The sequence below is a fragment of the Kribbella sp. NPDC043289 genome (assembly GCF_056436705.1).
The window spans coordinates 22,591-43,690 of record NZ_JBWKCB010000004.1; the positions used below are offsets into that span (position 1 = coordinate 22,591).

Consider the following 21,100-nt stretch of genomic DNA (forward strand, 5'->3'; position numbering starts at 1 on the left):
CCCCGGTAGCTGTCCGAGAACTGTTCCGGGGCAACGCGCCGACCCCTTGTCCGACCGATGTCGTGGGTTCACGATGTTGGCGGCAAGGGGAGGCCACTGATGATCCGTCGATTCGTTGTTGCCACAGGGGTTTCGTTCGCGCTGGTCGCCGGAGCGTTGACTACGTTCCCGACCGCTACCGCGGCACCGGCTGCTCCACAGCCGGCGAGCTACACCCCACATCCGATCAAGTGGGGTCCGTGTACGGCGCCGAGCCTGGTGAAGCGTAAGGCTCAATGTGGGTTCGTCGAAGTGCCACTCGACTACAGCCGGCCGGGTGGCCAGAAGATCCAGCTGGCGGTGTCGCGGATCGCGCACAAGGCCGGGGTCAAGCCGCAGGGTCCGATGCTGGTGAACCCGGGTGGACCGGGTGGGTCCGGTCTGACGCTCGCGGTCCTCGGTGAGTTCGTGCCCAACCACGCCGGCGACGCGTACGACTGGATCGGTTTCGACCCGCGCGGTGTCGGCTCGAGCAAGCCGTCGCTGAGCTGCATCCCGGACTACGCCGGGTACAACCGTCCGCCGTACGTCCCGGTGACGCGGCAGATCGAGAAGGTCTGGCTGCAGCGCTCCAAGGCGTACGCCAAGGCGTGTGGCAAGGCCCAGCCCGCGTTGCTCAAGCACCTCACCAGTCTCGACACGGTGCGCGACATGGAGAGCATCCGGAAGGCGCTCCGCGCCCCGCAGATCAACTACTACGGGTTCTCCTACGGCACGTACATCGGCCAGGTGTACGGCACGCTGTACCCGAACCGTCTGCGCCGCGCAGTGTTCGACGGCGTCGTGGACGCGAAGCGCATCTGGTACCAGGCCAACATCGACCAGGACTTCGCCTTCAACAAGAGCGTCAAGGTCTTCTTCGCGTACGTCGCGGCGCACAACTCCACGTGGCACCTCGGCACCACCGAGGCCGCGGTCGAGCGGCTCTACTACGCGCAGCTGCACAAGCTCAACGGCCATCCGGCCGGCGGCAAGATCGGACCGGCCGAGTGGACCGACATCTTCACGGGTGCGGGGTACTACGTCTACGGCTGGGTCGACATCGCGGATGCGTTCGCGGCGTGGGTCCACAAGAAGGACGCGGCCGGGCTGATCGCGCTGTACGGTACGCCGCCGTTCGACGACAACGGGTACGCCATCTACCTCGGCGTACAGTGCACCGACACCCAGTGGCCGACCAACTGGCCGGCAGTGCGCCGCCAGAACTGGCAGGTCTACTTCAAGGCGCCGTTCCTGACCTGGGCGAACGCCTGGTTCAACGCACCGTGCCAGTACTGGCCCGCGAAGGCGAGTCACCCGGTGAAGGTCAACGGCAGCCGGGTCAAGAGCCTCTTGCTGATCAACGAGACGCTGGACGCGGCGACGCCGTACTCCGGTGCTCTGCAGACCCGTAAGACGTTCCCGAACTCGGTGCTGATCGAAGGTGTCGACGGAACCACGCACGCGGGATCGCTGTCCGGCGTGGCGTGCACCGACAACCGCATCGCGGCGTACCTGCAGACCGGTGCACTGCCACCGCGGCGGCCGGGGAACCGCTCCGACGTACAGTGCCCGCCGGTTCCTGCTCCGCAGCCGCCGAGTGCAGCCGCGGCGGCGACTTCTTCCGGCAGTACCAAGGCAGCGGCGCGGAAGGCGCTCGGCCTGTCAAATCCACGGCAGGGCTGAGCGCTCGGTCCAGTACTCCTCGGGTTGCTGGGCGAACTCGCTGAGCGGGCCGTCCACCCGATACGCGAGGTTGCTGGACAGTTGAGCGGCGGTGGTGGCTCCGCTGAGGACGATGTCGGTCCAGGGCTGAGCCACCGCGGCGCCGATGGCCAAGGCGTCGGGAGCGACGCCGTGCTGGTGAGCAAACTCGTTGAACGGGGTCTCACCAGCACGGGCCGTCAGGCGACCGTTGGCGACCGCTTCCTTGACGACGACGAACCACCCGGCGTCGTGCGCTTCCGCGAGCGCCGGGCCGGCCGACGGGTCGAGGACGTTCCACGTGGCCTGTACGGCGGAGAACGGCGTACTGCCGGACAGCGCCTTGCGGAGCGTCTCGGCCTGGCGCGGTCCGCTGGTGGACAGGCCGACGCGGACACCCGAATCAGCGAGCTCACGCAGTCGGTCGAGCAAGCGCTTGTCCGCGAGGGCGGGGCTGTCGGCGGTGAGGCTGTGCACCAGGTAGAAGTCCGGCGGTCCCCCGAGCGCCTCCAAGGTCTCGGGCCACTGCCGTTCGAAGGTTTCGAGGCTGTGGTCCTTCACCTCGTGCGTGTCGACGTCGTGCCGCCAGTCGGCGACGTACGTGTAGCCCCACTTGGAGCCGATGGTCAGTTCGGTACGTCGCTCCGGGGTCACCCACTCGCCGAGGAACTTCTCGGCCAGCCCGTACGAACGTGCGGCGTCGAAGTACCGAACACCGGCCTGCCAGGCCTGCTCCAGCAGCTCATGGGTCCGCACCCGCAGATCCTCGACCGCGCGCCCGGCCGGTAGGTCCTCGTCGTGCCCGAGGTTGATGTAACCGGGCCGCCCGACCGCGGCCAATCCGAGACCAATACGTGCCATGCCATCGATCGTAGATGTCCTCAGCAACCATGTCCGACAGAGTGAGACTCGCCGCACGACTCGACACAGCGACGGCTCTGTCCCTTAGCGTTTTGTGGTGTGAGCGAATCCCAGTTGCCACCACCAGGAACGGTCCGGCACCGTACGACGGCCCGCGTGCTGCCGGTGCGTCCGGACGGCAGGGTGCTGCTGCTGCACGGCTGGGACCCGCTGAAACCGCAGACGCCGTACTGGTTCACGATCGGCGGTGGCGTCGAAGCCGGCGAGACGGTTCTCGAAGCCGCGACCCGTGAGCTGCGTGAAGAGGTCGGCATCGTGTTGCCGACGGAAGCTCTCGGTACACCGGTCGCGACGAACACGATCGAGTTCGAGTGGGGCGGATGCCAGATCATCCAGCGCCAGACGTTCTTCGCGGTCGCGGTGGACCGCGTCGACGTGACGTTCGCGAACCAGGAGGAGCTCGAGCAGCAGACGATCAGCGCGCACGGCTGGTGGTACGGCGACGATCTCGAGGCGACCGGTCAGGCCGCGCACGTGACGATCCCCGGTCTGCTCCGTCAGGCCGCCGACGCGATCACGCTGCGCCGGGCCTCCTGAGTCAGCGCGCCCGCGCTTCTTTGAGCACCTTCTTCGGCACCTTCTTGTCGACCTCGTAGTGCACGCGATCGATCCGCTCGGCGCACCCGGCCTTGGACAGGCGCAGCAGGACCACCGGGCACTTCTTGCACCTCGGCTTGTCCTTGCAGCACTTCTTCTTCGCGGTCATCGACGGCACCCGGCAAGAGTAGGTGAGGCATACCTAACCGTCTAGATGACACGGCAGCGATCGTGGCGGACGTCACTCCAGCTGTCCGGTCAGCAGTTCCCGCGCTTCGACCAGTGACGGGCCGTACCAGGTGAGGTGCCGGCCCGATACACAGCGCGCGGGTTTACCGAACGCCTCCGGGCCGTCATCGGGAGAAAACGCATAAGGCTCGTCCGGCAACACCACCACGTCGTACTCCGGTAACGCGTCGGGATCGAATCGCGGATAACGTTCGCCGGATTCTTGGAACACGTTGTCGATGCCGATCCGGGACAGCAGATCGCCGGCGAACGTGTCCCGTCCCAACGCCATCCACGGCCGTCGCCAGATCGGTATCACGGCCCGCCGCCGCATTCCGGCGTACGGCGTGCTCCACACCTCGCGCGCATCGGTCAGCCAGGACGGTTCGGTGCCGATGATCGCGGACAGCATGCGACCGAGTGAGTCGAGTGATTCGGGCACCGTCGTCGGCGCCGTCACCCAGACCGCGATTCCACTACGCCGCAACGTGTCGAGATCGACCGCGCGATTCTCTTCGGCGTTCGCGACGACGACGTCCGGCAGCAGTTCACGGATGCGCTCGATGTCCGGGTTCTTGGTACCGCGAACACGCGTCACATCGAGGTCCGCGGGATGCGTACACCAGTCGGTCGCACCAACGATTTTCGCCGGATGCGTGGCAGCGATCGAGTCCGTCAACGACGGCACGATGCTCACCACGCGATGCACTTCGTCGGGTAGTTCGACGACGCTGTGGAGGTCGTCGTACGCGCTCTTCATCGGCTCTTCGCACCTCCTGTTCGCAGGACGTTGCCGAGGACAACACTGGCCGATCGGGGCAGTTCGACGCCGGATTGAGCGCGTGTCGCCAAGAAATTCTGAAGAGTATCCGGCATGCTCGGGCCTCGGCGGAATCCCTTCTGCACAAGGATTCTCGGCATTTGCCCGCCGCTTTGCCGCCAGTTCGCCTTAACCTGCGAACGTTTCGGGTGCTTTACGTGGGCCACAACTGTTGTCATCATCATGACGACGAGGAATCCACCGTGGTTTTCCTCAGCCGCACCAAGGAGGCAGAGTGCCAGCCAAGAAGGCAGCCGCAGGGAAGGCGACAGCCAAAAAGGCTTCTCCCGCCAAGAAGACTGTCGCGAAGAAGACCAGCGCCGCGAAGACGACGACCGCGCGCAAGGTCAGCGCAGCAAAGAAGACAGCGACGAAGAAGGTGAGTGCGGCCAAGAAGACCGCCGCCACGAAGACGGTGGCGAAGAAGGCGCCGGCCAAGAAGGCGACCGCGAAGAAGACCGTCGCGAAGAAGGCCCCCGCCAAGAGGGTCGCGGCGAAGAAGACCGTTGCCAAGAAGGCTCCGGCGAAGCGCACGACCGCGGCCAAGAAGACCACGGCCACGAAGACCGCCGCGAAGAAGACGACGACCGCGAAGCGGACCACCGCCGCCAAGAAGACGACGGCCGCGAAGAAGACCGTCGCCAAGAAGGCACCGGCGAAGCGCGCCACCGCAGCCAAGAAGGTCGCGGCGAAGAAGGCTCCGGCGAAGAAGACCGTTGCCAAGAAGGCGCCGGCGAAGAAGGTCGCCGCCAAGAAGTCACCGGCGCGGACCGCCGCGAAGAAGGCGCCCGCGAAGCGCGTCGCTGCGAAGAAGACCGCGGTCCGCAAGACGGCGGCGAAGAAGGCACCGGCGCGTAAGGCCCCGGCCCGCAAGACCGCGGCAAAGCGCGTCGCTCGTTGATCCGGGCGTCTGCCCGCGCGACGTCACGGCGTACCAAACCTGAGGGGCACCACCGGCTTCGGTGGTGCCCCTCGGTTCGTCACTGCAGCCGGACTCAGTCGTCGTCCCATTTCGGGTCGTTGTCCCAGTTCTCGTTGCGTTCCTGGACCTTGTCCATCGCGCGCGCGGCTTCTTCCGGCGAGCTGTACGGCCCGAGCCGGTCGCCGGACTTCGCACCTTGGTACGGCTCGACCTTGCCTGTCTTCGTGTTGTAGTACCACTCGTTGCTGTGATCGTCACTCATCTGGATGACCACCTCCTGGGAGTCTTGTCGCAGCTCACTAGAATGATGCCACCATGTCTGTCCTTACTGCTGGCGTCATTTCGCCGCGCCGCGACGTACCTGCATCCATCCCGCGACCGGAGTACGTCGACAAGCCGGCGCCGACGCCGTTCGACGGGTCGTACGTGACGCCGCCGGAGTTGATCGACAAGATGCGGGTCGCGAGCAAGCTCGCCGCGCAGGCGTTGCAGGCCGTCGGTGCGGCCGCGAAGCCGGGCGTGACGACCGACGAGCTGGACGCGGTCGGGCATCAGTACCTGATCGAGCGGGACGCGTACCCGTCGACGCTCGGCTACCGCGGATACCCGAAGTCGCTGTGCACGTCGGTGAACGAGGTGATCTGCCACGGCATCCCCGACGACCGTCCGCTCGAGGACGGCGACATCGTGAACGTCGACATCACGGCGTACCTGGACGGTGTGCACGGTGACACCAACGGGACGTTCCTGGTCGGCGACGTCGACGAGGAGAGCCGGCTGCTGGTCGAGCGCACCCACGAGGCGCTGAGCCGCGGCATCAAGGCGGTCAAGCCCGGTCGCCGGGTGAGCATCATCGGCCGGGTAATCGAGTCCTACGCGAAGCGCTTCGGGTACGGCGTGGTGCGCGACTTCACCGGTCACGGCATCTCCACGTCGTTCCACTCCGGGCTGATCATCCCGCACTACGACGACGAGCGCTTCGACGACCTGATCGAGCCCGGGATGACGTTCACCATCGAGCCGATGCTGACACTGGGCACCTACGAGTACGACCTGTGGGACGACGGCTGGACCGCCACCACGAAGGACAAGTCCCGCACCGCCCAGTTCGAACACACCCTGGTAGTCACCGACACCGGCGCCGAGATCCTCACCCTCCCGTGACCGTCACGCAGTACGACCGCGCCCGCCTGGCCGGCGTGATCGCACTGTCCGACGCTGAGGGTTGGCCAAGCCTCGTCACCGACACCGCGGAAGACTTCTACGCATCCTTCGAGCACCGAACCCTCTCGGGCTTCCGTATCTATCCGTAGCCGTTCCCGCGCCGCCAAGCTACGGCCAGGGCGAGATCGTGGGGGGGCTAGATGTTGCGCGCCGACCTCGCCATCGGCAGCGCATAGCGCCGTACCCCTCACCGGAGCCCAACGGGGAGGTCCTCGGATATCAGAGAATCCTGGGTGGGTGGTGGATCAGTCGAGGGATCGCCCCGGACTGCGAAGCGGGCGGCTTCCTGCATCGTGGCTTCGTCTGCGGACCACCGACCCGAACGCCGATTGCGCACCGCAGGTCCCGTGGCGGCATTGGCAGCTGGCCGCGGGGCAGCGGTTGCCGCGAGGAGAGCTGACACTGTTGGTCTCGGTTGGGGTGGTGGGTCGGCCCAGCTCGGGCGGGACACCTGGACGTGTCCATCGATGATGGTGATGATCCAGTGGCCGTCGTGGAGGGACCTATGGTGTCCGCGGCAGAGGAGAACAGGTTGTGGATCGCAGTCTCGCCGCCGTCGATCCACGACCTGAGATGGTGCGCGTCGCAGTGGATCGGCGGCGCACCGCAGACCACGCAGCCCTTGTCGCGGACGTTCAAGGCGCGGCGCATCGCCCGTGTCACCAGGCGTTCGGCCCGCCCGACGTCGAGAGGTTCGGAGTTCGAGCCGAGCACCAGCGGGATGATCTTCGCGTCACAGGCCATTCGACGGATCGCCGCGGCTGAAAGACCATCGCCGTACACCAGGTCGCCGGTCGCGCCGGCGGTGGCAGACTTCAGGTCCTCGAAATCGATGGTGACGGTGATGTTCGCCTTTGCACCTAATCCGGGCACCCACCTTTCCCGGTCGGATGCGGCCCGGTCATCGGCTACACCATCGAAGGGAAGGACCTCGGCACCCGTGGGACGCGTATCGGCGGTCGGTGGCTGGAGGTCCATGCCGGCACGGGCTTTGAAGTCAGTGTCGGTGGCTGCCGCGGCGATCGTCAGAGTGGACGTGAGCGCGTCCGCTTGGCGCTTCTCGCGGGATCGCGGGTCGAGCTCACCGTCGACGGTTTTGTGCGGTCGAGCCACCGCGTGGACGCGGGATCGGAGTAGCTCGGCGTGCTCGTTGGCCAGGTAGCCGCGAAACTTCACGCCGTTCTCGGCCTCGATCAGGGTCAGTGACTCGCGCTCGTACGCCGCGTTCTCGTCGGGCTCGGGGCCGTCGGAGTCCAGCAGGTCACAGATCTCTTTGGCGGCCTTGGCAAGCTCGCCTGGGCACAGGTGTCCGGCGAGGTTGACCAACTGTTCCTCTGCGACGTCGAGGTCTGCTACCGGGACTCTGGACCGAACCCGCTCCAGCGCGGTGACGATCGCGTTCGCCTGGGCCGGACGCAGCGGCCGGGTCTCGTCGGTCAGGGCTTTCGACACGGCGCCGTACTTCGGCAGTCTCCGGGCGAGCTTCAGGTCGCGGTGGGCCTCGCGGCGGTCGATGCGGTGGCGCATGGCAAACAACTCGGCAGTGTCGCGAGCGCCAAGTTCTTCGGCAAGACCGGTCTCGTCGATGCGGGCAACCAACTGCAGGCGGTAGGTGAGCAACCAGGCGACGGCAGCGTCGACCTGGTCGAGAGTCGGCAGCAGCTCGCTGTCGCCCATCGACCACACCGGCCGCTCGCCCAGAGGTTCCATGCCCACAACGATAGACATAGCCACCGACAGTTCTCGAACCAGAATCCTCTTGTTTTGAAGGAGATTCGGTTGTCAACAGATGGAAAGATCATCCGTCGCGGAAGCCCAGATCACGGTACAGTGAGAGTGCGGGCACGTTGTCGTCATCGACTCGCAAAGCAACGGTTGTCGCAGCACAGCAGGCGAGCAAGAACTGGTACGGCGATCGGCTCCGTCGCGCCGGGGTGGCGGATGAGGATCATCGGTTGGAAGACGCGGTGATGAAGGTGCCGAGGTCGGCGGACTGCTGGATGCGGGACTGTTCGTGGATGTACATCATGTGGCCGGCCGGGTAGTACTTCGTCTCGATGTTGGTTGTGAGTTCGGACGGGATCTGCAGGCGAGCCAGCGTGTGTTCGGTGGCGAAGTACGGCGTGGCGCCGTCGTAGTGGCCGGAGGCGACGTGGACCTTGAGGTGTGGGTTGACGCGCATCGCCTCGGCGAGCTTGTCCGCGACGGTGATCTGCTGGCCCTCGAACTCCTTGAAGGACCAGCCCCGCGCGGCGTTCATGTTGAGGATCTCGTACGGCAGGTCGTTCTCGTACCCGAGTTCGACGCGCACGTAGTGGTTGAGCGCCGCGGAGTACGGACCGGTGATCGCGTTCATCGACGGGTCCCGCTCCGGCTTCTCCGAGCCGTAGTCCGCGTTCCATCCGGTGAACCGCCCGTCGAGCCGCCCGACGGTCTGCCGGCGCGAGCGCAGCAGTTCGCCGTAGAACCGCTCGTGCTCGATCCGCAGGTTGACCCGGTCGATGTAGTCCTCGCTCAGCCCGGTCAGCGCCGCCAGCCGGGTGACCACCTCGGCGCGGTAGTCCGCCGGGATCCGGTTGCCCTGGGCAAGCGCATTCGGGTACCGCCCGGCCGCGAACCGTTCGGCGTCCGCGAGCACGTCCTCGAGCGACCGGTCCGGGATCAGGCCGTGGTAGTGCGCGATCGCGGCGTACGTCGGCAGGAACAGCGTGTACGGCAGGTCGTTGCCGGGCGAGAAGTCGAGGGTGCCGAATTCCAGCACCATCGAGATCAGCATGATGCCGTTCAGGTACATCCCGTAGCGCTCCTGCAGGTGCGCGGCGAGCCCCGCGGCCCGCGTCGTACCATACGACTCGCCGGCCAGGAACTTCGGCGACATCCACCGCCCGTTGCGCGACGTCCACAGCCGGATCACCTCGCCGACCGACTCCAGGTCGCGGGTGAACCCGTGGTAATCGCCCGGCTTCTCCCCCTCGGCGGCCCGCGAGAACCCGGTCGACACCGGGTCGATGAACACCACGTCGCTGTACTTCAGCAACGTCTCGGCGTTGTCGACGATCGCGTACGGCGGGGGCGCGAGCTCACCGACGTCACCGGACACGACGCGGCGCGGGCCGAGCAGACCGAGGTGCAACCAGATGCTCGACGAGCCCGGACCACCGTTGAACGCGAACGTCACCGGACGGTCCTTGGCATCCGCATCGTCCAGCGTGTACGCGGTCAGGAACACCTCCGCCTTCGGCTTCAGCCCGTCGAACGTACCGTCGGTGACAACCTCCTGGCGGAGCACGATCCGTCCCGTGGTCGCCGTGTACCGCAGCTCCTGCCCGTCGACGGTCACCGTGTGCTGAGTCGTCACCAGATCGTCGACCGGCGCAGCCGGCTTCGTCTCGGTAGTCGCGCCCGCCTCGGTCTTCGCTTCGGACCCCGGCTTCGATTCGGTGTGCTCGTCGTTCGCCATGTCGAGCACCTTAATCCACCCCGGCAGCGGCTAGCTTTGGGTTATGGCGACGATTCTGCACATCGCGTTCGTGGACCAGTGGGAGGCGGCGGTCGAGGCCGGCTGCTACCGGTGGTCGACCCGCGGCAAGAGCCTCGACGACGGCGCCACGTTCATCCACGCCTCCCGCCCCGAGCAGGTCGCGATGGTGGCGAACTTCGCGTACGACGACGTGGACGTGCCGCTGTGCCTGCTGGTGATCGACCCCGCGCGACTGGTGTCCGCGCTGTGCGACGAGGACCTGGAGGGCACCGGGATCAGCTTCCCGCACATCTACGGTCCGCTGAACCTGGACGCGGTGGTCGAGGTACGCCCGTACCGGCGCGGTGCCGACGGGCTCTGGCCGGAGGTACCGGCCGATCACTCGCTCCGTTCGTGATGCGACCGCCGAGGCCGTATCCTGAGGTGACGGAACGGGTCGGTCGGGCGATCGCGTCGTCCGCGTCAGCGGGCGCCGAGGAAAGTCCGGACTCCACAGGGCAGCGTGGTGGGTAACGCCCACCCGGGGCAACCCGCGGGACAGTGCCACAGAGAACAGACCGCCAGCGGCTCCGACGAACCCCGTGGTTCTGAGGAGTGCGGGTGAGGGTGAAACGGTGGTGTAAGAGACCACCAGCTCCGCAGGTGACTGCGGAGGCTCGGTAAACCCCACGTGGAGCAAGGCCAAGAAGGGCGGCGGGAGACCACCGCCCGCGCGAGCGTTCGAGGGCTGCCCGCCCGAGCTCGCGGGTAGGCTGCTGGAGGTGGCCGGCAACGGTCACCGTAGATGGATGATCGCCACAACAGAATCCGGCTTACGGACCGGCCCGTTCCCCCCAACCCGCCCGCCGTCGCGCGGGCGTAATTCGTTGGTGGCCGGCGACTGCGACGCCTTACAGTCGAGAGCAAGACAGACCTGAGTGGGCCGGAGTCGATCGGTTACCACTTCTCATGGGCGGGTCGCCGGTTCGAGTCCGGCCGCCGGGTGAGAGCCCGACGTAGCTCAGATGGCAGAGCAGCTAAACGCCGGTCGACGCACCACGTCCGCTCAGGCCTGTCTTTTCCATGCCCGAAAACGTCAGGAGAGAAAGGACATGTCCACAGACCCGCTGGCTCTGATCAGCACTCGGGAGACACGACAGGACGAGCACGCCGACCCGCGGCAGCAGAAGAACCGCGCCGGTGGGTACACCTTCGTCCAGGACGACCTCGCCCGGCTGCACCGGTTCCTCACGCTCGGGACGACCGGAGGAACCTACTACGCCTCCGAACGCGAACTGACGAGGGAGAACGCCGGACTGGTCCTGGAGCTCGCGACGAAGCGCTCGGCCGAGGTCGTGGCCGCCGTACTGGACATCTCCCTCGCCGGTCGCGCACCGAAGCAGGACCCGGCGCTGTTCGCACTCGCGGCCGCGGCGAAGCTCGGTGACGACGACGGACGTCGCGCCGCGCTGGCCGCCGTACCGCTGGTGGCGCGGACCGGCACGCACCTGTTCCGCCTCGCCGGTTACCTGGAGCAGTTCGGTGGCTGGGGCCGTGGCACGCGACGAGCGATCGGCAACTGGTACGTCGACCCGGATCGCACCGTGGACTCGGTCGCGTTCCAGGTGCTCAAGTACCGTCAGCGCAACGGCTGGTCGCACGCGGACCTGCTCCGCCTGTCGCACCCGAAGACGACAGAGCCGGTACGTCGGGAGCTGTTCGACTGGATCCACGGTCGGCCGGCGGATCTGTCGGGACTGCCACTGCTGACCGCCTTCGAGCGGCTCCAGGCCGCGACCGACGTCACCGAGGTGGCCGACGTCATCGCCCTCAACCGTGGACTGTCGTGGGAGATGATCCCGGACCGGTTCCTGAACGAGCCGCGGGTCTGGGAGGCCCTGCTCGCGAACGGACTCCCGCAGACCGCACTGCTCCGGCAGCTCCCCCGCCTCACCCGGCTGGGACTGCTCGAGCCGCTCGGTTCGTGGGCGCGGGTCGTCGCGGACCAGCTCGCGGACGCGACCCGGCTGCGGAAGGCACGGGTGCACCCGGTCAACGTACTCGTTGCCCAGCGCACCTATTCGTCCGGGCGCGGTGTCCGCGGCGGTGGGCAGTGGACGCCGTCACAGCCGATCGTCGACGCGCTCGACGCCGCGTTCTACCTCGCGTACGACGCGGTCGAGCCGACCGGCAAGCGGATGCTGCTCTCCCTCGACGTGTCGGGGTCGATGGCGGCGCAGGTGTCGGGGCTGCCGATCAGTTGCCGCGAGGCGTCGGCCGCGCTGGCTCTCGTCACGGCCGCGACCGAGTCGTCGTACGAGATCGTCGGCTTCACCAGCAAGGGCGACTACCGGAAGACCGCGCTGACGTCGCTGCCGATCTCACCGCGGCTGCGGCTCGAGACGGCGATCCGGGCGGTGTCGCGCCTGCCGTTCGGCGGGACGGACTGCTCGCTGCCGATGCAGTACGCGCTGCAGCGGAAGCTCGCGATCGACACGTTCGTGATCTACACCGACAACGAGACCTGGCACGGGCAGATCCACCCGCACCAGGCCCTGCAGCAGTACCGGCAGCGGATGGGGATCGACGCTCGCCTGGTCGTGGTCGCGATGACCGCGAACGGCAGCACGATCGCCGACCCGTCCGATCCGGGCATGCTCGACGTCTCCGGGTTCGACAGCGCGGTCCCGGGTCTGATCGGCGACTTCGCCCGCGGTACCTGATGTAGCTAGTGACAGTGCTCCTCGGCCGGCGGCCCTGGGATGCGGCCCGCGGGCTTCTCCCAGGGCTCCTGCCGGCCGAGGGCGGTGCGGTCGAGGGCCGTGACGGTGAAGGTCATCGAGTCCGGCCCGCGACCGTACGTCGAGTACGTATGGAAGACGTCCGTCCCGACGCGCAGGAAGCAGCTCAGACCGTGCAGGTCGAACGGCTGCTGCCCCTGGGTGTGGCCGTTGTTCGGCAGCACGTCCCACTCGGCCTTCGAGCGGTAGTTGTACTCGAACGGCTGCACCGACTCGTCGAGTGTCACGTGGTAGTCGTAGTTGAAGTCGTTCCCGTGCGACGAGTACCACGGGTAGCTCCACCCCCGCTCCGTCCGGTACGCCGCGAGCTTGTCGTACGGCGCCCGCGAGACCATCGCGAACGTGGTGTTCACCCCGTGCATCGCGTCCACCGACCCGATCTCGTCGACGAACCCGGTGCAGTTCGGGCAGCCCGCCTCCCACTCGGGCTGGAACATGAAGTGGTACACGACCAACTGGTCACGCCCCTCGAAAAGCTCCAGCAGACTGGCCGATCCGTCCGCGCGGTCAGGGCCGGCGAACACGTACGGTTTGTCCACCAGCACCATCGGCAGTTCCCGACGGCGCGTGTTGAGCGCGTCGTACTGCTTCGTGAACGCCTTCTCCTCCGCCAGCAACGCCCGGCGGGCCTCCAGCCACTCGTCCCGGGACACGACGTCCGGCAAGTTCATCGCTACTCCTCTGTCAACGGCGATCGACACCGATCAGCAGGGACGTCGGAGCCGGTACCCACAATTCGACATCAGGCTCAGATATCCGAGTGCAGGCGGCCGTGAAGGTGCCAGTCGTGCCAGCCGTCGGCGTGCTTGATCGCCCCCCGCAGCGTTCCTTCGAGCCGGTATCCGGTCCGCTCGGCGACCCGGCAGGACGCGGTGTTGGCCGTGGAGTGGTGGATGCTCAGCCGGTTGAACCCGATCAGTCCGAAGGCCCAGGCCGACAATGCATCCACGGACCGCGCGGCAACTGCTTTGCCGCGAGCCTCAGGCACCACCCAGTAGGACAACCCAGCTGATCCCTCGGCGAGCGACACGTCACGCAGTCCGACCTGACCGAGCGGCTGGTCGTACTCGTCGACAACAGCCCAACTCGCAGCGGTCTCGGCGTCCCAGCGATCGACCCACTGCCGGACCCACTCACCCGCCTCGTCGAGTGTGTCGAGCCGCCGGACGTGCCAGCGCTGGATGTCAGCGCCGGCGAACGCCCCTTGCACCATCACGGCATCGCTCCCCCGCCAAGGACGCAGTACCAATCCGTCGGCGGTCGCCAGACGCGGCTGCGAGGCGTCCCGCAGTGTTCCCTCGGGTAAGGCCGGATCCACGAGCAGAGGCATGCGCAGATGCTAGGCGCCTGTGGGTCGGAACGGGATTCGACCCAGTGAAGGTGCGAAACTTGAAGGTATGCGGAGACGGGTGCGTACCGGGATCGTGATCCTGCTCCTGGTCGTCCTGCTCGGCGGCGCCGGGTACGTCGGCTGGGTGCTGGTGCAACGATCCGAACCGGTCTCGCTGCCGGAGCCGACCGGAAACTTCCAGGTCGGCCGCCGCACGTTCGAGTGGACGGACACCCCGCGCCGCGACCCGTACTCCAACGGCCCGCGCCGACTGGCGGTCTGGCTCTGGTACCCGGTCGCGAAGGACACCACCGGCCGGCACGTCGAGTACGCGCCGGGCCTGTGGAGCGGCCTGCACCTCAAGTCCCCGGTCTCGGTGTTCCAGGGCCCGTTCGACACCCTGCAGGACCGCGCCCTCGACCGCGTCGCCGTTGCCCCCGGCCGCTTCCCGGTCGTCGTACTGATGCCCGGCATGGGCCTGTCCGCCCCGATGTACGCCGCCCTCGCGGAGGATCTCGCCAGTCACGGCTACCTGGTCGCCGGCGTCACGCCGACGTACAGCGCGAACCTCACGGTGCTCGGCGGCCAGGTCGTGGACAGCAAGCCGGAGGCCAACCCGCCGAACCTCGGCGACAGCACCGAGAGCTCGCAGCAGGTCGGCGATCACCTCGTCTCGGTCTGGGCCGCGGACGCGCGGTTCGCCGCCGGCATGGTCGCGAAGCAACTCCCGAACTCGGTCGAGGGCGGCGTTGGACCGTCGTACGTCGGCCACTCGTTCGGCGGCGCGGCCTCGCTCGAGGCCTGCCGGCTCGACCAGCGGTGCGCGGCGGCGGTCGACCTGGACGGCAGCCAGTTCGGCGACGTGGTGACGAAGGGCGTGAAGGCGCCGATCATGCTGCTCGGGGCCGACGACTCCTGCATCACCAGCGTTTGCGGCCCGGACGCCAAGAACGACACGGACCGGAACCGCGCGCTCTCGTTGCTCAAGGCGAGCAGCGGCGCCTCGTGGTGCGCGACGATCCCGGGCAGCCGGCACTTCAACTTCACCGACTACGGCGTCTACTACCTCGCGTATCCGCTGCGCAGGTTCCTGCCGCTCGGCAGCGTCGGCCCCCGGCACGCATTGACCGTCCAGAACGGCTACGTCACCACGTTCCTCTCGCACGCGATCTACACGACAGCGACGCCGGGCGCGCCCGCCTGCAAGTCCTAGAGATCCAGTTCGTAGGTCTGCCCCACGAGTTCATCGCCCCACATGTCGTGGGTCTCGGTCGCCGTGAGCCGGAAGCCGCGTGACAGGTAGATGTGCCTGGCCGCGACCAGCGGATCGTTCGTCCACAACACCATCCGCTTGTAACCGGCGCTCCGCGCGAACTCCAGGCAGGTGTCCACCAGCTCCGCGCCGAGCTTCAGGCCGCGCGCCGCGGGTGTCACCAGCAACAACCGCAACTGCGCGGTCGTCTCGTCCGGCCCGCGCACGCAGAAGATGCTGCCGGCCCGTTCACCGTCCACCTCCGCGATCCACGCGGCCTCGCGCGCGTCGTCATGGTCGGACGCGAACTCCGCCACGATCCGCGCGATCAACGTCTCGTACGCCGCCGCCCACCCGTACTCCGCGGCGTAGATCTCCGCGTGCGACTGGATCACCCAGCCGAGGTCTCCGGGCCGGCCCAGCTTCCTGATCAGTTTCGTCATCCATCCACCCGATCTACTGACACGACTGTTTCAGTAAGAGATACTAGCCCGGTGCCGACCACGAAGGAAGCTCCGTCCGCCCGCGAACAGGAACTGCTCGAGCGCGCGTACGCCTACTCGCTCACCCACGGGCTGGCCGACCTGTCGCTGCGCCCGCTGGCGACCGCGATCGGTTCCAGCCCTCGGGTGCTGCTGTTCCTGTTCGGCAGCAAGGACGGCCTGATCCGAGCCCTGCTCGCCCGCGCCCGCGCCGACGAGCTCGAACTGCTGCGCCGCACCGAGCAGCGGTACGACGAACCGCCCGGCCTGACCGTGATCGCGCGCGAACTGTGGACCTGGCTCGCCGCCCCGGAACGCCGGCCGCTGATGACGTTCTGGGTCGAGGCGTACGGGCGCTCGCTCGTCGCACCCGACGGGCCGTGGGCGGATTTCGCGCGGTCGACGGTCGACGACTGGCTCGAGCTGCTCAAGGCGAGTGAGCCGGAACAGCCCGAGACCCGGCGTACCGCGGTGCTGGCGATGCTCCGCGGCGCCCTGATCGACCTCCTCGCGACCGGCGACCTCGCCCGGACGACGGCCGCGGTCGAGGGGTACCTAGTGTCCTGAGTCGGAGGTTCGGCGAGAGATTTCGGTGGTCAGGTGCGTGCATCGCGGTGCGTGGTCAGTGGCCTCGATGCGGAGCATCGTGGGCGCTGGGCACGTGCCGTGAGGTGCGTGCCTGGGCGCCGAAAGCGCCGCCGAACCTCCGACTCAGGACACTAACCGACTAGCTCGAAGGCCACCGTGCGCTTGGCGATGTCGGCGTCGACGAGTTTCACGCGGACCTGCTGGCCTAGCGGAAGCGACGTACCGGTGACGCGGCCTTCGATCGCGACCGTGGTCAGCGCGACGATGCCGCGACCGTTGTCCTTCTCGTCGACGTCGGTGATCACGCCGTCGAACTCGGCGCCGATCTGATCGGCGACCAGCCCGGCCTCCACCATGCTGACGATCGACCGCTCGTAGGCGTGCGCGCGCCGGTCCGCGTCGTCCATGATCTTCGGGATCTCGTCCATCGACTCGCGCACCCAGGCCGGCACGTCGGCACCCGCCGACAGCGCGACGCAGATCTCACCGGTCCACCGGTCGACGAGCCGCCGCAGCGGCGCCGTGACATGGGCGTACTCCGCCTTCATCGCGGCATGCAGCGGCTGCTCCGGCACGCTCCCGTCGAAGGCCGTGTACCCGGCCCCGCGGAACAGCACCGTGCAGGCCGCGAGCATCGCCGCGTGCGCCGGCACCTTCGGGTCCAGCCCGTGGATGAACTCGGCGTACGTCGTCTCCGCGGGCCAATCGAGCCCGAGCGCCTTGGCGGTGTTGCCGAGCTTGCGGCGCAGGTCGTCGTGGGACTCCGGCAGCGTCCGCAGGATGCCGATCTTGCCCTTCGTCATCAGCTGCGCGGCCGCCATCCCGGTGAGCAGCGAGATCTGCGCGTTCCAGCCCTCGACCGGCAGCGGCGCGCGGAACTCCAGACCCCAGCCGTGATTGGAGGTGACGACCTCCTGGTCCGGGATCGGCAGGTTCACGCCGCCGCGGGCCAGTTCGCGCTGCTCGCGGAGCTTGCCGACCTCACGCAACAGTTGCAGCGACTCCGACGCCGTACCCGCGTCCAGGTCCTTCTGCACGCCGGCGTAGTTGAGCTTGGCCCGCGACTTCACCAGCGCGCGCTCGCAGGTGACGCCCGTTCCGTCGCCAGTGGCATCGACGGTGATTGTCCACAGCAACGCGGGACTGACCTGGTCGGGCAGCAGCGACGCCGCGCCCTCGGACAGCTCCGGCGGGTGCAGCGGGGTCCGCTTGTCCGGCGCGTAGAGCGTCTCGCCGCGGCGCCGGGCCTCAGCGTCGATCGGGTCGCCGGGCTGCACAAACGCGGCGACGTCGGCGATCGCGTAGTACACCGTGAAGCCGTCGCTGCTGCGTTCGATGTGCAATGCCTGGTCGAGGTCCATCGAGTCCGGCGGGTCGATCGTGACGAACTCGATGTCGGTCCGGTCCAGCTCCGGCAGCCGAGCATTCGCCGCCGCGGCCACCGCTGCGGCAGTCACCGCGGGCGGGAACTCCGCCGGCACCTCCTGCTCCCGGCGAATGTCCTGCAACGACGCCCGGAACACCTCCGGCACAGCTTCAGCGAAGTAGACCCTCTGCAGCGGCATGGGCTCAGAGTAGCGGGGGCTCCACATTGAATGAGCGCAAGGACGCCAGGCCGTCGGCGTACCAGTGGGCTTCGGTGATCGTCGCCGGGCGGAGTTCCATTCGGAAGATGGAGGCCATCGGGGCCTGTAGCACCGATCGGACCATCAGCTTGATCGGTGTCACGTGGGTGACCACGACGACCGTTTTGCCCGGGTACCGGGTCAGCAGACCGTCGCGTGCCGAGCGGGCCCGCCGCGCGCAGGTGTCGAACGACTCGCCACCGGGCGGCGCGACCGTCGTCGACTCCAGCCACGCGTTCAGCGCGTCCGGCCACTTCTCCTGGACCTCGGCGAACGTGTGCCCGTCCCAGTCGCCGAACGAGCACTCGACCCACCCGTCGTCGACCGCGACGTTCAGCCCGAGCTCCTCGCCGACCACGTCCGCGGTCTCGCGCGCCCGCCGCATCGGCGACGTCACCACCGCGTCGATCCCACCGAGCCGAGCCAGGTACGCCGCCGCGGCCGCCGCCTGCGCGCGACCGTTCTCGCTCAGCGCCGGATCGTCACCACCGGAACCGGAGAACCGCTTCTCCGCCGTGTGCGGGGTCTCGCCGTGCCGCAAGAAGATGAGGTGCGTCGGCGGCTCCGCCTCCGCGCCCCAACCACGCATCGCCTTCTGCTGATCGGTCGGTTGCGCGGCCGGCTTGGCCGCTGCCACCGGAGCCTCGGCCGGCTGCAACGGGATCGGTACGCCGTCGAGCGCGTTGTTCGCGAGCGCATCCGCCGCAGCGTTCTTCGCCCGCGGCACCCACGTCCACTCGGTCCCGAACGGCGCCAGGCTCTGCGCCTTGATCGCCAGCGGTTTCAGGTCCGGGTGCTTGATCTTCCACCGGCCGGCCATCTGCTCGATGACCAGCTTCGAGTCCATCCGGACCTCGATCGACGCATTCGGCGTGTACTCCGCGGCGAGCTCGAGACCCGCGATCAGGCCGGAGTACTCCGCGACGTTGTTGGTCGCGATCCCGATCGTCTTGCCCTGCTGAACAATCACCTTGCCGGACACGGGGTCGCGAACGAGTGCGCCGTACGACGCCGGTCCCGGGTTCCCGCGCGATCCACCGTCAGCCTCGACGATGACGTGCGAATAACTCATGCCACGCTCTCCGACGTCCGCACGAGAATGCGGCCGCACTCCTCACAGCGCAGTACGGCGTCCGGCGGGGCGGCCTTGATCGCGTTGATGTCCGACGGCGCAAGCTCCATCCGGCAACCCATGCAGCGCTTGCCGACCAGCGCCGCGGCGCCGATCCCGCCGTTGTGCTCACGGAGCCGCTGGTACTGCGCGATCAGCGCCGTCGGCAGCTCGGCGGCCACCGCGGTGCGCTTCTCGCCGACCTCGGCGCGCTGGTCGTCGAGCTCCTTGAGTGCGGCATCCCGCGTGGTCTCGAGCTCGGACTGCCGGCCGGTGAACGTCACGGATCGGCCGCGCAGATCGGTCTGCACCACCTCGGCGGCCTCGAGCTTCTCCATCACCTCGAGCTCGGCGTCCTCCAGGTCGGAGATCCGCCGGTCCAGGGAACCGATCTCGTGCTGCAGGTTCTCCAGGTCGCGCGGCGAGGTGACCTGACCCGAGTCGAGCCGCTGCTGGTTGCGGGCCCGGCGCTGCCGGACCTGCTCGACGTCACTGTCGGCCTTCTTCTGCTCACGCTGCAGATCGCTGACCTCGGTGTCGGCGGTGACCAGCTCACGGTCGACCACGGACTTCTCGGCGGCCAGGTCCTTGAGCGCCTGGTGCTCGGGCAGCGACGCGCGCTTGTGCGCGACCACATCCAGCTGCAGGTCAAGATCCTGCAGGTCCAGCAACCGGCGTTGGACGGCGGGCTCGGCGTTCAGAGTCGGCTCCTTAGATCGTGTCGGCGCGCTCAGATCCGCAGGGTCCATGCGTCCGTGCAGAGCGTTGAGATGTGAGTGTCCACGGTACTGCCTCGCTCCGCCAGTCCGTTGCGCAGGAGGCGGTCCGCGTCCGCGAGCCAGGGCCACTCACTGGCCCAGTGCGCGACGTCGACCAGCGCGGGATCGCCGTACGCGCGGGCCTCGGTCGCGGGGTGGTGCCGCAGGTCCGCGGTCAGGTAGGCGTCGACGCCGGCCGCGCGGACCCGGTCGAACTCGGAATCGCCCGCTCCCCCGACCACCGCGACGGTCTCGATCATCCGGCCCAGGTCGCCGGAGACGCGAACCCCGTGCTCGGTCCGCGGCAGACTCTCCGCGACCAACCTCGCGAAGTCGGCCAACGGCAACGGCTCCGCGAGTACGCCGGCCCGCCCGCCACCACGTTCGCTCGGGAGTTGCGCCAGCTCGTAGACGTCGTACGCGGGCTCCTCGTAGGAGTGCGTGGCGATCAGCGCCTCGAGGACCGCGCGGCGTTTGCGGCGCGGCAGGATCATCTCGATCCGGTTCTCCGGGACGACCTCGATGTCGCCTACGCTGCCGATCGTCGGGTTCGCGCCGTCGAGCGGACGGAAGGTGCCCTCGCCGGCCCCGCTCCATGCGGCCCGTTCGTAGTCGCCGATCCGGCCGGCACCGGCCTTCGCCAGTGCGTCGAGCATCGCCTGCGTCTCCGCGACCGGGACGAACACGACGACCTTGTCCATCGGCTCGTCCGGCATCGCCTTCAACGGGCGCGTGTCCCGCAGTCCGATGGCGGCGGCGAGCGCGTCACTCACGCCAGGGTTCGCGTTGTCGGCGTTCGTGTGGCAGACGTGCAGCGCGACGTTGTGGCGGATCAGGTCGTGAATGACCCGGCCCTTCGGTGTCGTCGCGGCGACACTGTTCACCCCGCGCAGCAACAGCGGGTGGTGCGTGACGAGCAGATCGAACTCACCGTCGATCGCTTCGTCGATCACTTCGCGCATCGGGTCCACCGCGAACAGGACCCGCCGTACCTCCTGGTCCGGGTCGCCGGTCACCAGACCGACCGCGTCCCAGGACTCCGCCCATGCGGGGTTGTAGAGCCGGTCGAGTACTGCGAGCACATCCGCGAGCGTCGTCACGGGCCTATCCTGACAGTTCCCTGCAGGTGTCATGGATCGTGACGGGTCTCATGGATTGTGACGGGGGCAACCGCCCGGTGCCCCCGCCACAACCATGTCCGCCGGATCGGATGCCGACGTGGTGGTGCGACCGCCCCGCCGCATCCACCACAGCACCCGCTCCGGCGGGATCGCCCCGGCCACAGGGGGAGGGCCGTCTCGGGACGGCTTGACCGGAGC

22 protein-coding genes and 1 other RNA gene are annotated in these 21,100 nt (G+C 68.0%); 10 read left to right on the forward strand and 13 right to left on the reverse strand.

The window, feature by feature from the left end; translation table 11 throughout:
* Positions 1–99: 99 nt before the first annotated feature.
* Positions 100–1,704 (forward strand): alpha/beta hydrolase, encoded by a 1,605-nt coding sequence (locus AC0662_RS24500; protein ID WP_452197955.1) that lies wholly within the window; start codon positions 100–102, stop codon positions 1,702–1,704.
* On the opposite strand, the gene AC0662_RS24505 is transcribed toward AC0662_RS24500, so the two are convergent.
* Complete coding sequence (locus AC0662_RS24505; protein WP_452197957.1) at positions 1,684–2,583, reverse strand: aldo/keto reductase; 900 nt, start codon at positions 2,581–2,583, stop codon at positions 1,684–1,686. The genes AC0662_RS24500 and AC0662_RS24505 overlap by 21 nt on opposite strands.
* A 99-nt stretch (positions 2,584–2,682) precedes the next feature.
* Between AC0662_RS24505 and AC0662_RS24510 the strand changes: the two genes are divergently transcribed.
* Positions 2,683–3,180 (forward strand): NUDIX hydrolase, encoded by a 498-nt coding sequence (locus AC0662_RS24510; protein WP_452197959.1) that lies wholly within the window; start codon positions 2,683–2,685, stop codon positions 3,178–3,180.
* Between the two features lies 1 nt (position 3,181).
* Here the strand turns inward: AC0662_RS24510 and AC0662_RS24515 are convergent, their stop codons facing one another.
* Together AC0662_RS24515 and AC0662_RS24520 are read right to left on the reverse strand one after the other, a co-directional pair.
* Complete coding sequence (locus AC0662_RS24515) at positions 3,182–3,358, reverse strand: hypothetical protein (protein WP_452198255.1); 177 nt, start codon at positions 3,356–3,358, stop codon at positions 3,182–3,184.
* Positions 3,359–3,421: 63 nt separating this feature from the next.
* The gene (locus AC0662_RS24520; protein ID WP_478303471.1) at positions 3,422–4,168 is read right to left on the reverse strand and encodes a helical backbone metal receptor; all 747 of its coding nucleotides are present in this window, start codon (positions 4,166–4,168) and stop codon (positions 3,422–3,424) included.
* Positions 4,169–4,463: 295 nt separating this feature from the next.
* Between AC0662_RS24520 and AC0662_RS24525 the strand changes: the two genes are divergently transcribed.
* Positions 4,464–5,129, forward strand: a complete 666-nt coding sequence (locus AC0662_RS24525; RefSeq protein WP_452197963.1) for a histone H1-like repetitive region-containing protein — start codon at positions 4,464–4,466, stop codon at positions 5,127–5,129.
* A 94-nt stretch (positions 5,130–5,223) separates the two neighbouring features.
* Here AC0662_RS24525 and AC0662_RS24530 read toward each other — a convergent pair whose 3' ends face one another.
* Positions 5,224–5,412 (reverse strand): hypothetical protein, encoded by a 189-nt coding sequence (locus AC0662_RS24530; RefSeq protein WP_452197965.1) that lies wholly within the window; start codon positions 5,410–5,412, stop codon positions 5,224–5,226.
* Between the two features lie 53 nt (positions 5,413–5,465).
* On the opposite strand from AC0662_RS24530, the gene map reads away from it, so the two are divergent.
* A complete protein-coding gene (gene map / locus AC0662_RS24535; RefSeq protein WP_452197967.1) occupies positions 5,466–6,314 on the forward strand; it encodes a type I methionyl aminopeptidase in 849 nt (282 codons plus the stop codon).
* The gene (locus AC0662_RS24540) at positions 6,311–6,463 is read left to right on the forward strand and encodes a hypothetical protein (protein WP_452197969.1); all 153 of its coding nucleotides are present in this window, start codon (positions 6,311–6,313) and stop codon (positions 6,461–6,463) included. Before map ends, AC0662_RS24540 begins: the two co-directional genes overlap by 4 nt.
* 130 nt (positions 6,464–6,593) lie before the next feature.
* On the opposite strand, the gene AC0662_RS24545 is transcribed toward AC0662_RS24540, so the two are convergent.
* A complete protein-coding gene (locus AC0662_RS24545) occupies positions 6,594–7,994 on the reverse strand; it encodes an HNH endonuclease signature motif containing protein (protein WP_478303474.1) in 1,401 nt (466 codons plus the stop codon).
* A 328-nt stretch (positions 7,995–8,322) separates the two neighbouring features.
* Positions 8,323–9,834: a S10 family peptidase gene (locus AC0662_RS24550; RefSeq protein WP_478303476.1), complete on the reverse strand. Its 1,512-nt coding sequence runs from the start codon at positions 9,832–9,834 to the stop codon at positions 8,323–8,325.
* 43 nt (positions 9,835–9,877) lie between these two features.
* Between AC0662_RS24550 and AC0662_RS24555 the strand changes: the two genes are divergently transcribed.
* From AC0662_RS24555 to AC0662_RS24565, 3 genes are all read left to right on the forward strand, one after another.
* Positions 9,878–10,252 carry a DUF952 domain-containing protein gene (locus tag AC0662_RS24555; RefSeq protein WP_452197975.1) on the forward strand — a complete coding sequence of 125 codons (375 nt, stop codon included), beginning with the start codon at positions 9,878–9,880 and terminating at the stop codon, positions 10,250–10,252.
* 35 nt (positions 10,253–10,287) lie between these two features.
* An RNA gene (gene rnpB, locus AC0662_RS24560) (RNase P RNA component class A) lies at positions 10,288–10,686 on the forward strand.
* 260 nt (positions 10,687–10,946) lie between these two features.
* Complete coding sequence (locus tag AC0662_RS24565; RefSeq protein WP_478303478.1) at positions 10,947–12,557, forward strand: TROVE domain-containing protein; 1,611 nt, start codon at positions 10,947–10,949, stop codon at positions 12,555–12,557.
* 5 nt (positions 12,558–12,562) lie between these two features.
* On the opposite strand, the gene AC0662_RS24570 is transcribed toward AC0662_RS24565, so the two are convergent.
* Both AC0662_RS24570 and AC0662_RS24575 read right to left on the reverse strand, forming a co-directional pair.
* The gene (locus tag AC0662_RS24570; RefSeq protein ID WP_452197979.1) at positions 12,563–13,306 is read right to left on the reverse strand and encodes a DUF899 domain-containing protein; all 744 of its coding nucleotides are present in this window, start codon (positions 13,304–13,306) and stop codon (positions 12,563–12,565) included.
* A gap of 77 nt (positions 13,307–13,383) precedes the next feature.
* On the reverse strand, positions 13,384–13,965 hold the full coding sequence (locus tag AC0662_RS24575; RefSeq protein WP_452197981.1) for a GNAT family N-acetyltransferase: 582 nt from the start codon (positions 13,963–13,965) through the stop codon (positions 13,384–13,386).
* A gap of 67 nt (positions 13,966–14,032) precedes the next feature.
* Between AC0662_RS24575 and AC0662_RS24580 the strand changes: the two genes are divergently transcribed.
* On the forward strand, positions 14,033–15,178 hold the full coding sequence (locus AC0662_RS24580) for an alpha/beta hydrolase family protein (RefSeq protein ID WP_478303481.1): 1,146 nt from the start codon (positions 14,033–14,035) through the stop codon (positions 15,176–15,178).
* On the opposite strand, the gene AC0662_RS24585 is transcribed toward AC0662_RS24580, so the two are convergent.
* A complete protein-coding gene (locus tag AC0662_RS24585; protein WP_452197985.1) occupies positions 15,175–15,660 on the reverse strand; it encodes a GNAT family N-acetyltransferase in 486 nt (161 codons plus the stop codon). The two genes, AC0662_RS24580 and AC0662_RS24585, sit on opposite strands and share 4 nt — an antisense overlap.
* Before the next feature lie 51 nt (positions 15,661–15,711).
* Here AC0662_RS24585 and AC0662_RS24590 point away from each other — a divergent pair, with 51 nt between their 5' ends.
* Positions 15,712–16,266: a TetR/AcrR family transcriptional regulator gene (locus AC0662_RS24590; RefSeq protein ID WP_452197987.1), complete on the forward strand. Its 555-nt coding sequence runs from the start codon at positions 15,712–15,714 to the stop codon at positions 16,264–16,266.
* 152 nt (positions 16,267–16,418) lie between these two features.
* Here the strand turns inward: AC0662_RS24590 and AC0662_RS24595 are convergent, their stop codons facing one another.
* The 4 genes from AC0662_RS24595 to AC0662_RS24610 are packed head-to-tail and all read right to left on the reverse strand — an operon-like array spanning position 16,419 to position 20,881.
* Positions 16,419–17,852, reverse strand: coding sequence for an RNB domain-containing ribonuclease (locus AC0662_RS24595; RefSeq protein WP_478303485.1), 1,434 nt, complete (start codon positions 17,850–17,852; stop codon positions 16,419–16,421).
* A gap of 4 nt (positions 17,853–17,856) precedes the next feature.
* Positions 17,857–18,984: a bifunctional RNase H/acid phosphatase gene (locus tag AC0662_RS24600; RefSeq protein WP_478303487.1), complete on the reverse strand. Its 1,128-nt coding sequence runs from the start codon at positions 18,982–18,984 to the stop codon at positions 17,857–17,859.
* Complete coding sequence (locus tag AC0662_RS24605) at positions 18,981–19,772, reverse strand: zinc ribbon domain-containing protein (RefSeq protein ID WP_452197992.1); 792 nt, start codon at positions 19,770–19,772, stop codon at positions 18,981–18,983. Before AC0662_RS24605 ends, AC0662_RS24600 begins: the two co-directional genes overlap by 4 nt.
* The gene (locus AC0662_RS24610; protein ID WP_478303489.1) at positions 19,754–20,881 is read right to left on the reverse strand and encodes a Nif3-like dinuclear metal center hexameric protein; all 1,128 of its coding nucleotides are present in this window, start codon (positions 20,879–20,881) and stop codon (positions 19,754–19,756) included. The genes AC0662_RS24605 and AC0662_RS24610 overlap by 19 nt, the downstream gene beginning before the upstream one ends.
* Between the last annotated feature and the right edge of the window lie 219 nt (positions 20,882–21,100).

Excerpts from the sequence above, each read along its gene's own strand:
- AC0662_RS24500 (WP_452197955.1), top strand. The coding sequence starts at position 100 with ATGATCCGTCGATTCGTTGTTGCCACAGGGGTTTCGTTCGCGCTGGTC.
- AC0662_RS24505 (WP_452197957.1), bottom strand. The coding sequence starts at position 2,583 with ATGGCACGTATTGGTCTCGGATTGGCCGCGGTCGGGCGGCCCGGTTAC.
- AC0662_RS24520 (WP_478303471.1), bottom strand. The coding sequence starts at position 4,168 with ATGAAGAGCGCGTACGACGACCTCCACAGCGTCGTCGAACTACCCGAC.
- AC0662_RS24530 (WP_452197965.1), bottom strand. The coding sequence starts at position 5,412 with ATGAGTGACGATCACAGCAACGAGTGGTACTACAACACGAAGACAGGC.
- map (WP_452197967.1), top strand. The coding sequence starts at position 5,466 with ATGTCTGTCCTTACTGCTGGCGTCATTTCGCCGCGCCGCGACGTACCT.
- AC0662_RS24550 (WP_478303476.1), bottom strand. The coding sequence starts at position 9,834 with ATGGCGAACGACGAGCACACCGAATCGAAGCCGGGGTCCGAAGCGAAG.
- AC0662_RS24555 (WP_452197975.1), top strand. The coding sequence starts at position 9,878 with ATGGCGACGATTCTGCACATCGCGTTCGTGGACCAGTGGGAGGCGGCG.
- AC0662_RS24565 (WP_478303478.1), top strand. The coding sequence starts at position 10,947 with ATGTCCACAGACCCGCTGGCTCTGATCAGCACTCGGGAGACACGACAG.
- AC0662_RS24570 (WP_452197979.1), bottom strand. The coding sequence starts at position 13,306 with ATGAACTTGCCGGACGTCGTGTCCCGGGACGAGTGGCTGGAGGCCCGC.
- AC0662_RS24575 (WP_452197981.1), bottom strand. The coding sequence starts at position 13,965 with ATGCCTCTGCTCGTGGATCCGGCCTTACCCGAGGGAACACTGCGGGAC.
- AC0662_RS24580 (WP_478303481.1), top strand. The coding sequence starts at position 14,033 with ATGCGGAGACGGGTGCGTACCGGGATCGTGATCCTGCTCCTGGTCGTC.
- AC0662_RS24585 (WP_452197985.1), bottom strand. The coding sequence starts at position 15,660 with ATGACGAAACTGATCAGGAAGCTGGGCCGGCCCGGAGACCTCGGCTGG.
- AC0662_RS24595 (WP_478303485.1), bottom strand. The coding sequence starts at position 17,852 with ATGCCGCTGCAGAGGGTCTACTTCGCTGAAGCTGTGCCGGAGGTGTTC.
- AC0662_RS24600 (WP_478303487.1), bottom strand. The coding sequence starts at position 18,984 with ATGAGTTATTCGCACGTCATCGTCGAGGCTGACGGTGGATCGCGCGGG.
- AC0662_RS24605 (WP_452197992.1), bottom strand. The coding sequence starts at position 19,772 with ATGGACCCTGCGGATCTGAGCGCGCCGACACGATCTAAGGAGCCGACT.